At 72.1% G+C, this 15446-nt stretch carries 14 protein-coding genes; 6 read left to right on the top strand and 8 right to left on the bottom strand.

Annotated elements, in window-relative coordinates; all coding sequences use genetic code 11:
- Positions 1-17: 17 nt before the first annotated feature.
- The 4 genes from AC529_RS06960 to AC529_RS06945 all read right to left on the bottom strand — a co-directional run bounded on the left by AC529_RS06960 (position 18) and on the right by AC529_RS06945 (position 3786).
- Entirely contained in the window at positions 18-884 is an 867-nt protein-coding gene (locus tag AC529_RS06960; RefSeq protein WP_068754836.1) for a hypothetical protein, read from the bottom strand.
- 182 nt (positions 885-1066) lie between these two features.
- A complete protein-coding gene (locus AC529_RS06955) occupies positions 1067-1366 on the bottom strand; it encodes a DUF4193 domain-containing protein (RefSeq protein WP_068754834.1) in 300 nt (99 codons plus the stop codon).
- Positions 1367-1828: 462 nt separating this feature from the next.
- Complete coding sequence (locus AC529_RS06950; protein WP_068754832.1) at positions 1829-3136, bottom strand: sensor histidine kinase; 1308 nt, start codon at positions 3134-3136, stop codon at positions 1829-1831.
- Positions 3133-3786 (bottom strand): response regulator transcription factor, encoded by a 654-nt coding sequence (locus AC529_RS06945; protein ID WP_068754830.1) that lies wholly within the window; start codon positions 3784-3786, stop codon positions 3133-3135. Before AC529_RS06945 ends, AC529_RS06950 begins: the two co-directional genes overlap by 4 nt.
- Positions 3787-4384: 598 nt before the next feature.
- Here AC529_RS06945 and AC529_RS20380 point away from each other — a divergent pair.
- Complete coding sequence (locus AC529_RS20380) at positions 4385-4552, top strand: hypothetical protein (RefSeq protein ID WP_198156332.1); 168 nt, start codon at positions 4385-4387, stop codon at positions 4550-4552.
- Positions 4553-4628: 76 nt separating this feature from the next.
- Here AC529_RS20380 and AC529_RS06940 read toward each other — a convergent pair whose 3' ends face one another.
- Positions 4629-5429, bottom strand: coding sequence for an inositol monophosphatase family protein (locus AC529_RS06940; protein ID WP_068754828.1), 801 nt, complete (start codon positions 5427-5429; stop codon positions 4629-4631).
- 268 nt (positions 5430-5697) lie between these two features.
- Between AC529_RS06940 and AC529_RS06935 the strand changes: the two genes are divergently transcribed.
- Positions 5698-6906, top strand: a complete 1209-nt coding sequence (locus AC529_RS06935; protein ID WP_068754826.1) for a polysaccharide deacetylase family protein — start codon at positions 5698-5700, stop codon at positions 6904-6906.
- Positions 6907-6949: 43 nt separating this feature from the next.
- Here the strand turns inward: AC529_RS06935 and AC529_RS06930 are convergent, their stop codons facing one another.
- Entirely contained in the window at positions 6950-7981 is a 1032-nt protein-coding gene (locus AC529_RS06930; protein WP_068754824.1) for a ferrochelatase, read from the bottom strand.
- A gap of 166 nt (positions 7982-8147) precedes the next feature.
- Between AC529_RS06930 and AC529_RS06925 the strand changes: the two genes are divergently transcribed.
- Positions 8148-9449, top strand: coding sequence for a D-arabinono-1,4-lactone oxidase (locus AC529_RS06925; protein WP_068754822.1), 1302 nt, complete (start codon positions 8148-8150; stop codon positions 9447-9449).
- A gap of 299 nt (positions 9450-9748) precedes the next feature.
- On the top strand, positions 9749-10747 hold the full coding sequence (gene sepH, locus AC529_RS06920) for a septation protein SepH (RefSeq protein WP_068754820.1): 999 nt from the start codon (positions 9749-9751) through the stop codon (positions 10745-10747).
- A 40-nt stretch (positions 10748-10787) separates the two neighbouring features.
- Here the strand turns inward: sepH and AC529_RS06915 are convergent, their stop codons facing one another.
- The gene (locus AC529_RS06915; RefSeq protein WP_068754818.1) at positions 10788-12419 is read right to left on the bottom strand and encodes a PH domain-containing protein; all 1632 of its coding nucleotides are present in this window, start codon (positions 12417-12419) and stop codon (positions 10788-10790) included.
- Positions 12416-12934 carry a PH domain-containing protein gene (locus AC529_RS06910; RefSeq protein WP_068754816.1) on the bottom strand — a complete coding sequence of 173 codons (519 nt, stop codon included), beginning with the start codon at positions 12932-12934 and terminating at the stop codon, positions 12416-12418. The genes AC529_RS06915 and AC529_RS06910 overlap by 4 nt, the downstream gene beginning before the upstream one ends.
- A gap of 242 nt (positions 12935-13176) precedes the next feature.
- Here AC529_RS06910 and AC529_RS06905 point away from each other — a divergent pair, with 242 nt between their 5' ends.
- Positions 13177-13722 carry a YbhB/YbcL family Raf kinase inhibitor-like protein gene (locus tag AC529_RS06905; protein ID WP_068754814.1) on the top strand — a complete coding sequence of 182 codons (546 nt, stop codon included), beginning with the start codon at positions 13177-13179 and terminating at the stop codon, positions 13720-13722.
- 338 nt (positions 13723-14060) lie between these two features.
- Positions 14061-15446 (top strand): hypothetical protein (locus AC529_RS06900; protein ID WP_068754812.1); only part of this gene is annotated, 1386 nt, incomplete at its 3' end.

Below are 15446 nucleotides of genomic sequence, written 5' to 3'. Positions count from 1 at the left end.
GCGCCGCCCGGGGCTGGTCAGCCCCTGCCGCGGTCCAGCGGCCTGGTCCGGCGCAGCGGGAGCACCTTGGCGGAGGGCTGTCCGGGAGCCGTCACAGCGCGCAGGTCCTCGCGCACCGCCCGGGCCAGGGCGCGGGTGCCGGCCCGGTTCAGCGTGGCCCCGGCCACCGCGCCGGTCAGGTAGGGGCCCAGGGTGGTCAGGTGGCGGCCGAGCAGCTTCATGAGGCGGTTGCGCAGCGCGGTCCGGGCGGCTGTGCCCAGGGCGGCCGTGAGCGACTCGACGCTCTGGGTGGGGTCGATGCCGCGCCGCCTGGCCCACGACACGAGGTATCCGGAGGTGCGCTGCAACTGGCCGCCCCGCGCCGGGGCCCCGTAGACCTCGTGGAGTTCCCCGATCAGCTTGACCTCGACGGCCGCGACGACGATCGTCTCGGCGACGATCTGCGCGGGGGCGCTGAGCAGCAGCGGGGGCGCGGTGAACTGGACGGCGGCGAGCGCCCCGCCGGCCGCGCCCACGGCGGTGGTGGTGTTGACCGCGACGCGCTCCAGCGCGTCGGCGAGGTCCTCGCCCTGCAATCCCCGGTGGTGGCGGATCAGGGTCTCACGGTCGCGGATGGGGATGCGCGGAGCGATCTCCTCGGTGAACAGGTCGGTCAGCCACCGGCCGCCCGCCAGGCTCTTGGCCCCGGCCGCCCGGGCGCTGCGGACCAGGGCCGCGGAGAGCCGTCCCAGCAGCCGCGACCGGCTCTCCTCGTCGGCCTTCTCCTCCGTGGCGAGACGGGCGACGAGCTCGCCCACCTCGGCGCGGTCCGCGGGCACGAGTTCGGCCCCCGGCTGCCGCCCGGACTCCTCGGCGCGGTCCCTGTCGTCGGTCCCCTCGTTCACGGCTCCTCATCCCCTCGGTGCGCGGGGTTGTGTTCCCTGATGTAGACGAACGGGACCCGCCCCCCTGTTCCCCGGCAGCCCGGGACGGAGTCCGGGAAACGGACGAGACCCCGGTTCGGGTCCGGGGTCTCGTCCGTTTTCTTCGACCGAAAGAGGCGGTGGAGCAAGGAGGGCTCCACGGATCAGGAAGCGCATTCCTTGCAGACGTACTGCCCGTTGTGCTCCTCGGCCAGCTGGCTGCGGTGGTGGACCAGGAAGCAGCGCGAGCAGGTGAACTCGTCTGCCTGACGCGGCAGGACCCGTACCGCGAGCTCCTCACCGGACAGGTCCGCCCCCGGCAGCTCCAGCCCCTCGGCGACCTCGTCGGGGTCGACGTCGATGGTGCTGGTGCCCTTGTCGCCCCGGCGCGCCTGCAGTTCCTGGAGGCTGTCCTCGCCCAGGTCCTCGTCGGTCTTGCGTGGGCTGTCGTAGTCGGTGGCCATGGCTTACTCCATCCCCCTCGATCCATCTCTCTTGTCTCGTCGCGCGAATGTAACGCTTCAGAGACGTCTCTTGTGCCCGTTTGGGCCGAAAAGTTTTTCCGGTGTCTGAAGGACCGTGCCCCGATGCGCGGCCCGTCTCCGCGGACGGCGGCGTCCGGTGACCGAACGTGTTCGCGGCGGGCGAACGAGCTGCTGCCCGGTGCTCTCCCGGCAGCGGACAGTCCCCGCCCCGCCGCCTTCCCTGCCGCCGCGGGTTCGGGGCTCCGGGCCCGCGCCGGACCGTGAGGGAAAAGCCGACATCCCGGACAGGACGCCTCTCGCCTTTTCGGTGCCCGGGTGAGCATACCCATTCCCGGGACCGTTCCCGCACCAGGGTGCTCGTTCCGTCGGACACGTATGCATATCACGGCCGCGGTACGGACGGAACGGAACCGCCCGGGACACGCCGACGGCGCAGAGGGTTCAGGCGGAGTCGCCCTCGCCGCGGCGGGTGCTCACCGGGAAGTGGACGGTCACCACGAGGCCGCCCCCGGCCCGGGGCCAGGCGGTGACGGTCCCCTGGTGGGCGCGCACCACCGAGCGCACGATGGACAGGCCCAGCCCTGCGCTCTTCTTGGAGCGCACCCGGTCGCCGGAGCCGCGCCGGAAGGGCTCGAACAGCCCCTCGATCTCGTAGGCGGGCACGACCGGACCGGAGTTCTCCACCTGGATGGCCGGGGCGCCCTCGTTGATGCCGGAGCGGACCGTGATCTCGCCGTCGGCGACGTTGTAGCGCAGCGCGTTCTCGACCAGGTTGCCGACCAGCCGCTCCAGCAGCACGGGGTCCCCGGTGACGAGGGCCTCCCGCAGGTCGGTGCGCAGCCGCAGGCCCGACTTCTTGATCTCGTCGTCGAGCTGGCTCAGCACGGTCGCCGTGACCTCGCCGAGGTCGACCACGGTGCGCACGTCGAGCTCGCGGTCGCTCTTGGCGAGGAAGAGCAGGCCGTCGATGAGGCGCTCGTGCCGCGAGTTGGTCTCCAGCAGGGTGCGGCCGATCGTCTTGAGGTCGGGCGAGGCGTCGGGGTCGGCGAGCGCCACCTCCAGCAGGGTGCGGTTGATGGCCAGGGGGGTGCGCAGTTCGTGGGAGGCGCTGGCGACGAAGCGGCGCTGCCCGTCGAAGGCGCGGTCCAGGCGCTCCAGCATCGCGTCGAAGGTGTCGGCGAGTTCCCGTATCTCGTCGTCGGGGCCGCCCATCGCGATGCGCTCGTGCAGCGAGCGCTCCGAGAGCCGCCGCGCGGTGCGGGTGATCTTGTGCAGGGGGGACAGCGCCCGGCCGGCCACCATGTACCCCAGACCGACCGCCAGGACGCCCACCACGATCAGCGCCAGCACCGAGTAGCGGGTCACCTGGTTGGCGATGCCGTCGATGAGGACCGCCTTGATCTCGTCGGCGATCTCCGACTCCAGGTTGTAGCCGTCGATCTGGACGGTGAAGTCGGGCTTGTCGAGGACACTGACCAGGATCACGTAGTTGAGGAGCACCAGCAGCGAGCCCGCCGCGAAGAAGAGCATCCCGTAGATGAGCGTCAGGCGCATCCGCAGGCTGATGTTGTCGGTGAGGCGGAAGCCGTGCTCCTTCTCGCCGACCGCCTTCTTGTCGGCCTGCCCCGCGCCCTTGGGCTGCTGGTTCAGCGGCCGGGACAGCCGCCGCCAGGTGCCGGTCTCCCCCGGCGGAGTGGGGGGGACCTCTCCGGCGGAGGCCGTGACGACCTCCTGTTCCCCGGCGGTCAAATCCGGTATCCCGCGCCCTGCACGGTGCGGATCACCGGGGGGTCGCCGAGCTTCTTGCGCAGGGTCATCACCGTGACCCGTACCACGTTGGTGAACGGATCCGCGTTCTCGTCCCATGCCTTCTCCAGCAGTCCTTCGGCGCTCACCACGGTTCCGTTGGCTCGCATCAGGACCTCCAGGACGGCGAACTCCTTGGGAGTCAGCGAGATGGGCCGCCCGTCCCGCTCGACCGTGTGGTTGGCGGGGTCCAGCGTGATGCCCTGGCGGCGCAGCACGGGGGGCAGCGGCGGGGTGGCGCGCCGGGCCAGCGCCCGCACCCGGGCGACGAGTTCGGCGAACGCGAAGGGCTTGGCCATGTAGTCGTCGGCGCCCAGGGTGAGACCCGACACCTTGTCGTCGAGTCCCCCGGCGGCCGTGAGCATCAGGATCCGCCCGGGGTAGCTGGCGGAGGCCAGCGACCGGCACACCTCGTCGCCGTGGGTCCCGGGCAGGTCACGGTCCAGGATGATGACGTCGTAGTCGTTGACGCTGGTGCGTTCCAGGGCACTGTCGCCGTCGTAGGCGACGTCCACGGCCATCGATTCGCGTCGCAGTCCCACCGCGACCGCGTCGGCGAGAACCTGCTCGTCTTCGACCACGAGTACGCGCACTGTGTCCTTCGTTCCTTCGTGGAGACAGCAAAAGGCCGCTGCCGGCGCATCCCCCAACACACCGGCAGCGGCGCTCGTCTCCGACCGCGCCACTGGTTGTCCTGCCCCGGCAGGGGATCCTCCCCGGTCGGGGCACCTCGCACGGCCGGAAGCTCGACTTCCGACGGGAGGCCGGTACGCCTTCGATGATACTTGGAGGACCGACCAGTCGGGCACACGGGGCGTACAGCCCCGCACACGCAGCGGCCCGAAAATGCGGAGTCGCGGTCGGCGCATCCCCCAACCGCCGACCGCGACGTTCACCCCGCACATCTCAAATTTGACACAGCACGGATAAGAAAAAAATAAGCGTGGCCTTTCCGTGACCATCCTGGGGTATTGGCTGCTCCACCACGTTTTCCCGATCCCCCTGCGGCTCCCGCAGGGGCCGGGGTTATCGTGGTTGCCCGCCTGCGGACCACTCACCGAGCACAGCGTCGTGTCCGGGGTAGGACTCCCGGTCCCGCAGCGATTTTCGTCTCTCCGGAAGGTTTGGCGCTCGGAGGGGCGTGGGTATGGTCGGCAACCGCCGGCCATGTGGTGAGAGAGGGGTGTGATGATGGGCGAGTTTCTGGCAGAGATTCGGGTTCGGATCAACGAGACCTACACGTCGCTCCAAGCGGCCCAGGCCGCCGGAGACGAATTCCTTGCCGACGCGCACGCGTCGGAGCTGGAGGACTTGCACCGCATCGCCGCCCGCCACGGGATCGACCCGCACGGCGTGTGACCCCACGACGGAGCAGTTGCGCAAGGCCGGGGTGCCCCGTTGGGGCGCCCCGGCCTTTCGGTTCGGCCCCGCGGCCTCAGTCGTCGCTGTCGGCCCCCAGCGGCTCCAGCAGGTCGTGCAACTGCTCGAACAGGCCCGGCACCGCGGCCAGGAGCAGGTCGTGGTTGGGCGGGGTGCCGCGCAGCCCGCCCACCCGGGCTCCCGCCTCGGTCGCGATCAGCGCCCCCGCCCCCCAGTCCCAGGGGTAGGCCCCGCGCTCGTAGTAGGCGTTGACGCTGCCCTCCGCCACCGCGCACAGGTCGATCGCGGCGGAGCCGACCCGGCGGATGTCGCGGACTCTCGGCAGGACCGTGCTGAGCACCTGGGCCTGCTTGCGCCGACGGCGCGCCTCGTAGCCGAATCCGGTGGCGACCAGGGCCATGCCCAGCTCCACGGGGGCCGCGGCCGAGATCGGCTCGCCGTTGCGGCGGGCCCCCTGTCCCCGTACCGCGGAGTAGGTCAGACCGCGCACGGGGATCTCCACGACCCCGACCACGGTCTCGCCGTCGACCTCCGCGGCGACGCTCACCGCCCACTCGGCGCGCCCGTACAGGTAGTTGACGGTGCCGTCAATGGGGTCGACCAGCCAGCGCACCCCGGTGCTGCCCCGGGCCGCGCCGCCCTCCTCGCCCAGGATCGCGTCGTCGGGGCGGGCGCCGAGCAGGACGTCGCGGATCAGCTTCTCGGTGGCGCGGTCCATCTCGGTGACCACGTCGGTGGGCGAGGACTTGGTGTCGAGCACCGAGATGCCCCGCTGCCCGCGCGCGGCCAGCTCACCTCCCTTGCGAGCCGCCTCGAGCGCGAGGTCCAGCAGCTCCCGCGGGTCGGGATTGGTCACGGTCGTCTCCTCACGACGGGGGTGTGGGGTGGCCCGGACGGGCGGCGCCGCGGGGTCGGCCGCCCGGACGGGCCGAGTGCCTCCCCGCCCTCGTGGGACGCCGCCTGCCGGTCTTGATCGTGTTCGAGCCTATCTGTGGCGCTGGTTCTCGAAAGAGACCCGCCGCACAACACTCGACACTTTATGTAACTTCACAACTACCGAAAGTGATAAATTTCCCCTGGTCACCATTTCCGCCGCGTTCGTGTGCCGAAGGAACCAGGATCAAGTGAGAGATATTTCGCGCCGCACACTCCTGTCCGCCACCGCGATCACCGCCGCCCTAGGCGCTGCCGGCTGCTCAGCGGACCGGCACGGGGCCGCGCTGGCCGAGCCGTCGCCGCGGCGGCGCGTCCGCGTCATCGGAGACGGCTCCACCTCCGACACCGGACCGCAGCCGCACCAGCCGCCGGTGGACCGGCTCGACCGCAGCACGGCGCCGCCCCAGTTCGTCGTCATCTCCTGGGACGGCGCAGGAGAGCTGAGCGACCGGCTGTTCACCCGCTTCCGGGAGGTGGCCCGCCGCAACAACGCCCACATGACGTTCTTCCTCAGCGGCATCTACCTGCTCCCCGAACACCGCAAACACCTCTACCGGCCGCCCGGGCACCCGGTGGGCGCCTCCGACATCGGCTACCTCAGCGAGGAGTCGATCCACCGCACGATCATCCAGCTCGACCTGGCGTGGCGGGAGGGGCACGAGATCGGCACCCACTTCAACGGGCACTTCTGCGGTCCGAAGGGGGTCTCCACCTGGTCCCCGGCCGACTGGGAGTCGGAGATCCGGCAGGCCGTGCAGTTCGTGACGACCTGGAAGACCAACACCGGCTTCACCGACCTGCCGCCCCTGCCCTTCGACTACCGCAAGGAGCTCGTCGGCGGGCGCACTCCCTGCCTACAGGGCCGGGACCAGCTTCTGCCCACCGCCGCCAAGCTCGGCTGGCGCTACGACGCGAGCTCCCCGGGAGGGCGGCAGGTCTGGCCGCAGCGCAGGCACGGCCTGTGGGACTTCCCCTTGCAGTCGCTGCCCATGGCCGGGCAGGACTTCGAGGTGCTGTCGATGGACTACAACATCATGGTCAACCAGTCCGAGACGCCCCGGGGGGACCGCAGCCAGTACGGCCGGTGGCGCGTCCAGGCACGCGACACCTACCTGAAGGGCTTCGAACGCGCCTACTACGGCAACCGCGCCCCGCTGTTCGTGGGCAACCACTTCCAGCGGTGGAACGGCGGGATCTACATGGACGCGGTCGAGCAGTTCATGGACGAGATCGGCGGCGAGTCCGACGTCCGGATGGTCTCCTTCCGCCAGTTCGCCGACTGGCTCGACGCCCAGGACCCCGACGTCGTGGCGAGGCTCGGCCGCCTGGACGTCGGCCAGGCCCCGCCCGGCGGCTGGGCGGAGTTCCTGGGCCCCGGCACCGGCGTGCTGCCCTGACCGGGCACGACCGCGGGGCCGGGACGGTCCCGGCCCCGCGTGGTCAGCGAAGCTGGCAGCAGTCCGCCGGGTCGTCGTGGCAGGACCGTTCGATGGCGCCGAGGCCGCGCGGCGGCCGTCCCTCGGCGCGCTCGGAGACCAGGTCGCGGACCATCGCCACGAACGCCGGGTGCGTGCCCGGGGCGGCCGCCCGCTCCAGGCGGATGCCGAGCTTCTCGGCGGTGGCCTGGGCCTCCACGTCCAGGTCGTACTTGACCTCCATGTGGTCGGAGACGAACCCGTGCGGGACCACCACGACCGCCCGCACGCCCTCGGCAGCCAGCTCCTCCAGGCGGTCGTTGATGTCGGGCTCCAGCCACGGCTGGGTGGGCGGGCCGCTGCGGCTCTGGTAGACGACCTCGTAGCGGTGGCCGCCGCCCAGGCGCTCGGTGACCAGCCGGGCCACCTCGGCCAGTTGCGCCTCGTAGGCGGTCAGCGGACCGTAGTCGCGCCGCGGGTCGCCGGACCTGCGCGCCATCGCCAGCGGGATGGAGTGCGCCGAGTACAGCAGCCGCGCGTCCGCGCGCAGCTCCTCGGGGAGCCGCCCCAGGGCCCGGCGGGTGTGGTCGACGAAGGCGTCGACGAATCCCGGGTGGTCGTAGTAGGGGCGGATCAGGTCGATCTCGGGCGCCCCCGGCACCGCGGCGCGGGCCCGCTCGATGTCCTCCAGGTACTGCCGGTGGCTGGAGTAGTTGCTGTAGGCGGAGGTGGACAGCGCCACCGCGCGGCGCACTCCGTCGCGGGCCATGGCCGCCACCGTGTCCGCGAGGTAGGGGTCCCAGTTGCGGTTGCCCCAGTAGACGGGCAGGTCCACCCCGTTGGCGGCGAAGTCCTCGCGCAGCGCCGCGATCAGGTCCCGGCACTGCTGGTTGATCGGACTGACCCCGTCGAAGAGGTAGTAGTGCTCCCCGACCTCGGCCAGCCGCTCGCGCGGGATCCCCCTCCCGCGGGTGACGTTCTCCAGGAACGGGATGACATCTTCTCTCTTCTCCGGACCCCCGAAGGAGAGCAGCAGGAACGCGTCGTAGGGCCTCATGGCCCCATCAAACCAGCCCTCCGCGCGGACCGCGCACCACCCCCGCCTCACGCTCCGCTCCCCCTTGACACCCCGTCGTCCGCCCCGCAGACTGCCAATCCCGCCCGTCCGCACGACAGTCCCGCACGCCCGCACGACCGGGCCTCTCACCCCCGCCGAGGCCACCATGACGAGCACGCTCTGGCGCAACTGGGCCGACACCCACCGCATGACACCCGCCCGGGTGGTCACCCCCAACAGCACGGCCGAGGTCGCCGCGGCGGTACGCGAGGCCGCCGCATCCGGCTCCCGGGTGCGCATGGTGGGCTCCGGGCACTCCTTCACCGACATCGCGACGACCGACGGGACCCTGCTCGCCCCCACCGCGCTGTCCTCGGTGCGCGGGGTCGACCTCGCCGGCCGGCAGGCGACCGTCGAGGCGGGCATGCGGTTGTGCGACTTCAACGAGGCGCTCGCCCGCCACGGGGCCGCCCTGACCAACATGGGCGACATCGCGGTGCAGACGATGGCGGGCGCCACCCAGACCGGCACCCACGGGACCGGGCGCGCCTCGGCGGGCCTGGCCGCGCAGATCAGAGGACTGGAGCTGGTCCTGGCCGACGGCTCGGTGTGCACCTGCTCGGCCGAGGAGGAGCCGGACCTGTTCCAGGCCGCGCGCGTGGGTCTGGGCGCGTTCGGCGTGGTGACCGCCCTGACCATGGCGGTCGAGCCCGCGTTCCTGCTGCACGCGCGCGAGGTCCCGATGCCGCTGGGAGAGGTCCTGGAGCGGCTGGAGGAACTGCGCACCGACAACGAGCACTTCGAGTTCTTCTGGTTCCCGCACACCGAGCTCACCATCACCAAACGCAACAACCGCTCCCCGGGACCGGCCCGCCCTCTGCCGCGGTTCCGCGCCTGGCTGGACGACGAGTTCCTGTCGAACTCGGTGTTCGAGGTCGTCAACCGGGCGGCGCGCCGCCTGCCCGGGCTGATCCCCGCGATCAACCAGGTCTCGGCCCGGGCGCTGACGGCGCGCGAGTACGTCGACGCCTCCTACCGGACCTTCGCCAGCCCGCGCCGGGTCAGGTTCGTGGAGATGGAGTACGCGATCCCGGTCGAGCACCTGGCCGACGTGCTGCACGAGATGCGGGCGGTGTTCGCGAGCGGTCGGCACCGCATCAGCTTCCCCGTGGAGGTGCGCTTCGCCCCCGCCGACGACGTGTGGCTGTCCACCGCCTACGGCCGGGAGAGCGCCTACCTGGCCGTGCACGTCTACCAGGGCTGCCCCTACCAGGAGTACTTCGCCGACATGGAGGCGATCTTCACCTCCGTGGCGGGTCGGCCCCACTGGGGCAAGATGCACACCCGCGACCTGTCCTACCTGGAGAAGGTCTACCCCCGGCTGCACGACGCGCTGGAGGTACGCGAACGCGTCGACCCGCAGCGGCGCTTCACCAACGCCTACCTGGAGCGCGTCCTGGGCGTGTGACCGCGCGGCGGGGCCGGTCCGGCCGCGCCCTCTTCTCCCTCCGTCGCGGCGGCCGACCGGTGCGGCCGTCCTTCACCCGGATGTCACGGAAACGGAGCGAAGTTCGAATCCGTGTCCTTGCCGTGCCCCTGTCGGCGTGTCGGGATGGCACGATAGGGGAGTGCAGCGCGCTCCGCACCGGGCGTGCTCCTGGGGACATGCCGGGTGCGGTACTGGCTCGAAGAACCCGGGCCGACAAGACTTGAGCTGGGGGATACCGGGTTTCCCACCCCCTCGACGGGACGCGAGTAAGGAGGGCGATGCAGGAGCTTCGCCTGGTCGCCGTCAGTGAGGACGGAACCTACCTGGTGCTGGCCAGTGCCGGACGCGGAACCCGTTTCATGCTGCCCGTCGACGACCGGCTCCGCGCCGCCGTGCGCGGGCAGTTCTCCCGGCTCGGCCAGTACGAGATCGAAGTGGAGAATCCGTTGCGCCCCAAGGAGATCCAGGCCCGGATACGCGCGGGGGAGACCGCCGAGTCCATCGCGCAGGCCGCGGGCATCCCCATCGAACGTGTGCGCTGGTTTGAGAGTCCGGTTCTACAGGAACGCGAGTACATGGCCCAACAGGCGCAACTGGCCCCGGTCCGCCGCCCGGGCGAGACCACCCCGGGCCCCTCCCTCGGCGAACTGGTCACCGAGCGGATCGGCACCGCCCAGTTGGAGTCGGGAGAGGCGTCCTGGGACTCCTGGAAACGCGAGGACAACACCTGGCAGGTCAAGCTGTCCTTCCGGGTGATGGGCGAGGAGCACGTCGCCCACTGGGTCTACGAGCCGCGCCGCCGCTCGGTCACCCCCTACGACGAGGAGGCCATGCGCTTCTCCGCGGTCGGCGACTACGACGCGCCGCGCCCCGCTGCCTCCCCGGGGGCGACCGTCACCCCCTTCGCTCCGCGCCGCCCCGTCGCGCGGGACACCCCCTCCGTTCCCGAGGCCCCCCTGAACAGCGAGCGGCCGACCGCACCCCCGCGCGCCTCCCGGACCCCCATCACCGCCGAGCGGGCGCACCCGGTCGAGGACTCCGTGTTCAACGTCACCGCGCCCGAACGCCGCTACCGCCCCGACACCGCCCCGACCTCCGGCCCGGCCCCGCAGCGGTCCACGGCCGCCCCCCAGCGCCCGGCCCGCCCCGAACCGTCCCTGCCCACGGCCTCCCCCGCCCCCAGCACTCCCCAGCAGCCCCGGCGCAAGGGGCGCGCCCGCCGCGCCTCGGTGCCGTCCTGGGACGAGATCATGTTCGGGTCGAAGAAGTCCGACTAGCCGCCCGGGGCGGCGCCGTCCGCGGCCGCCGTCCTCGGGCTCATCCGTCCGCGGCGGACCGGCCCGCACGGCCGTCGACCAGGAAGGGGGCGACCAGTTCGGGGGTGACCCCGCCGGCGAACGCGACGGACTCGGCGAAGTCGACGTCGACCGCGTCGTAGCCGCCTCGTCCCGCCCCGACGGTCACCTTCAGGGTGGCCAGTCCTGCGCGGCGCTGGAAGAGGGTCTGGCGCCACCGCCAGCCGATGACGGCCGACCGCGCCACGGTCGCCTGCGTCCGCCTGAGCGAGCCGGAGCGGACGCTGACCTGCTGGCCGTCGTAGCCGTGTCCCAGGGACCGGTAGCGGTCGAGCCCCAGCGGCACGCCCAGCAGCGCCAGGAGCAGCAGCGCCCCGGCCGCCCAGGACCAGCCCAGCGCCGCGGCGAGCACGGCGCCCGCCAGCGGCGGCACCACCGCCCGGAACAGCCTGCGGGACCGCGCGGCGGCCGGGTGCGCGGCCAGGCGCCCCTCGAAGGGACGCAGCGCCCGCGCCACGATCCGCTCCACCTCGGCGCGCGGTCCCAGCGGCAGCAGCGCTGCCCGCGTGGCGGTCTCCCCCAGCCCGGTGACGACCGCGGACAGCCGCACCAGCGACCCCAGCCGCTGGACGGGGTTGTCCCGCAGCTCGTGGCCGTGGATACGGCGGTACTCCAGGGTGACGCTGTGGCGGGTGAACAGGCCCCGTTCGGTGACCAGGGAGTCGCCGGAGCGGCGCAGGGTGAAGCGCCACTGGTTGATCATGTAGGAGGCCACCGCGAACAGCGGCATGGCCACCAGCAGCAGCGCCACCGCCCCGGCTGCGGCGACCACCAGCGTGCCCCACTGGGAGACGAGGAACCGCTGGATCGTGTCGGCCCGCTCGATGAGGTAGTCGCCGAGGGCCTCGGAGTCGACGAACTGGTTGAGGAAGCCGAACAGCGTCGCCAGCACCGCGAACGGGGTGAGCAGGTAGCCGGGGCTCAGCACGGCGTAGGCGTACCAGCGCGGCGGCATCCGGAAGTGGACGGTGTCGGCGGTTGCGGCTTCGGGGCGCTCCTGCCCGCCCTGCTCGTCCTCCGGCCCGGCGTCCTCCTCCCGGTCCACCAGCAGGGAGCGGCGGCGCAGCAGTTCGGCGCGGAGCCGCTCGGCCTCGGCCGCGGTAACCGCGTCGAGTTTCGCCTCCTCCTGCTGCAACGCCCCGCCGCCCGCCGCGTCGATGCGGACCACGGCCAGGCCGAAGACGCGGTGCAGCAGCGTGGAGGTGACGTCGACGCCCCGGATGCGCTCCAGCGGGACGGCACGCCGGGAGCGGGAGACCAGTCCCGAGCGGATCTCCAGCCGCTCCTCGGTGACGAGGTAGCGCACGGTCAGGTAGCGGACCAGGCCGGAGACGATGAGCAGGACGGCGGTCGCGACCGTGCCGCCCAGCACCCAGGGGTTGAAGTCGCCCGCGACCAGGGCCACCAGGACGGGCACGACCGCCGACCGGGCGTAGGTGATCGCGGTGGTGACCACGGAGAGCGGGCTGAGACGCCGTTCGACGTCGGCCTCCGGCTCCCCGGCCGCCGGCTCCGTGTCCCGGGGGTCCGCTCCGGGCCGCTCGGGGTGCTCCTGTCCGCCCTGGCCCGGAAGCGGGTCGCGGTCGGCGCTCATGTGGCGTCGTCCCGCAGCTCGCCGGCCCGCGCGGCCAGTTCCTCGGAGAGTCGACGCGCCTGCTCCTCCGGCAGCCCTTCGATGGTGGAGGAGCCCGCGTGGGAGGCGGTCTGGATCTTCAGGGTGGCCAGGCCGAAGAGGCGTTCCAGCCACCCCTGGGTGTGGTCCACGGTCTGGATCCGGGTGACCGGCACCAGTTGCCAGGTCCGGCTGAGCCAGCCCTTGCGGGTGTAGACGACGTCCCCAGTGACCTCCCAGCGGTGCACCCGGTAGCGCCACCGCGGCGCGACGACGAGTTCGACCAGGCTGTAGACGCCGACCGCCGCGGGCACCAGCCAGACCCCGTCCACGGCCCAGCCGGGCAGCCAGGACCAGCGGAAGGAGTCCACGGCCCAGGCTCCCAGAGCCAGTCCCGCGACGATCACTACCGCACCGATCGCGTCGGTGACTGTCCACAGCCACACTGCGCGGGGGGAGACTCGGTTGTTCGGGGGACGTAGCCGGGCTGTCGTCACCTGACCGAGTCTACGCTGAGGCCCCGGACAGGAGGACACTCCGGGGCCCCGTGCCGTGCCGCGCTGTCGGCCGCATCCGGAATCTTTCTGGCACATTGTCGGCAGGAGGGACGAAGAGGCCACTGCGGCAGTATGGTTCCTGTGGAACCGCTGACGCGACCCACTGCCCCGCGCGCGGATTCCGTCCGCCGCTCCTTCCAGTTCCGCGGCACCTGTACGTCTCTGTTCCTCGCAGGAGTTCCATGTTCGCCCTCGCCCGACACCGCCGCGGCGCCGCCGCAGCCGCGCTGCTCGTCCTGAGCACGGGATGCGGCGTGCTGACCGGCCCCAACAACAGCGAAGTGAGTGACGACATCACCGTCACCAGTCCGATGCTGCGCGAAGGCGAGAAACTCCCGGACCGCTACACCTGTAGAGGGGAGGGGATGTCTCCGCCGCTGCGCTGGTCCGGGCTGCCCGCAGCCACCGAGTCCCTCGCTCTGGTGGTGGACGACGTCCACGAGTCGGGCAGCGCCACCGTGCACTGGGTGGTCTACGGACTCGATCCGGCCGACCCCGAACTGCCCGAGGGGACGGTCCCGATGCCCGCCCAGCAGGGGATAAACAGCTTCGACTCGGCCGTGTACGAACCGCCGTGCCCGCGGGGGGACGACGAGCACGAGTTCCGGTTCACCGTCTACGCCCTGTCCGAGCAGTTGGAGCTGGGGGAGGCCGCCTCCCTGGACGTGGCGCTGGGGGCGATCGCCGCCCACACTCTGGCGCGGGGACGGCTGACCAGTGTGCCGTGACATACCCCACCCGAGAAGCCGTGATTCCTCGTGTTCTCAGGGGAAGCGGCTGGTTGCCCCCTGCACAGATAGCGCATCTATGCATAAAGTGGGGCCGTGCACCCCGCTGATTTCTTGATGACCGAATCCCTTTCACGTCCACCGGTGCGCTGGCGTGTCCGGAGGCCGTGGTGTCCGGACACCGAACTCGGGGTGTCGTACGCCCGGTATCGCCTGCCGTCCCCCTGGCGCGGAGTCCGCCATGGCAGGAGCGGTTCGACACCGGCCACTCCCATCACCACCGCCGGTGCCGTCTCTGTCCTCTACCAGGCCACGGGGCCCAAGGTGGTGCATTCACCATGATCATCGCGCTCATCGCCGTCATCGTCGTCATCGTCCTCCTCCTCATCGTGCTGGGGCTGCGCGCCCTCGGTGCGAGCAACGGGGTCGACGACTACGAGGACGACTACGAGGTCGAGGAGACGGAGGAGGAGCGGCCGCGGCGCTCCGCGCGCCGCGCCTCCCGCGGCCGTGCCGACGACGTGGACGACTTCGACGAGGAGCCTGCGGAAGAGGAGCCCGCACCCCGCTCCCGCAGGCGGTCCCGGGACGCGTCCGAACCGCGTTCCCCCCGCAAGTCGCGCTCCCGCAAGAGCCGTGACGACGACTGGGAGGACGAGGACTACTTCTCCAGCCTGTACGAGGACCGCGACGAGGAGGACCGGGATCCGTTCCCGGGGCGCCGCGACACCCGCCACGAGTCGACGGAGGCCATGGAGGCCGTCCGCGACGATGACGACGACCTCGACGAGGAGCAGCCGCCCGCGCACGGACGGCGCTCCCGCGGCTCGGCCGAGACTGTGGCGCTGCCCGCCGCGGGCAGCGACGACTCACTGGCGGTCCTGGCCAGTCTCGGCCAGGGGCACACCCCGGCCGCGCTCGCGCCGGTCGAGGAGCCGGAGACTCCCGCGCGGCCCGGGTCGTCGTCCGCGCGCGCCGACGACGACCCGCTCACCTCGCCCCGGCCGTCGTCCTACGACAGCGGATCCCACAACCGCTCCTCCTACGACCTGACCGCACCCTCGGGCTACTCCTCCGACACCGGTTCGCACCACCGCGACAGCTCCTACTCCTCCGATCCGCTGTCCTCGCCCTCCTACGCGACCGGGGCGCACAGCCGGAGCAGTTTCGGCACGCCGTCCCCCTTCGACAGCGGTTCACACGAGCGGGGCTCCTACGACGGCCTGCCGTCGGCGGAGCCGTCCCCGCGGCCCGCGCCCGTGGACCCGCTCACCGACCCCTCGTTCACTCCCTCCACGGCGGGCTCCGACACCGGGTCTCCGATCTGGTCGAGCCTGGACACGGGGTCCCACCAGCGGCAGTCCCCGATGCCGTCCGCTCCCGCACCGGACGGGGGGCAGCCGCCGTCGCCCGGTCCGGAGGTGCCCTTCGGCGGTCCGGCCGAGCCCGTCCCCGGCGGCTACGGCCCCTCCTCCTACGACACGGGCTCCTTCGGCTCCTACGACACCGGCTCCCACACCCGAGCCGACTACCCGCCCACTCCCCCCGGCGGAGCACAGCCCTACCCGGCCTACGGTCCGCCCGCGCCGCCGGGAGAGCCGGGATACCCCCCGGCTCCCGCTCCGGAGAACTGGGAACCGCCCGCCTGGAACGGGGCTCCCGGCGGGGGGCAGCCGCCGTCGCCCGGTCCGGAGGTGCCCTTCGGCGGTCCGGCCGAGCCCGTC

The sequence above is a fragment of the Thermobifida cellulosilytica TB100 genome, from assembly GCF_001517975.1.
Taxonomy (GTDB): domain Bacteria; phylum Actinomycetota; class Actinomycetes; order Streptosporangiales; family Streptosporangiaceae; genus Thermobifida; species Thermobifida cellulosilytica.
The sequence above is the reverse complement of the archived record's forward strand: the minus strand, read 5'-3'. Positions and strand labels throughout refer to the sequence as shown.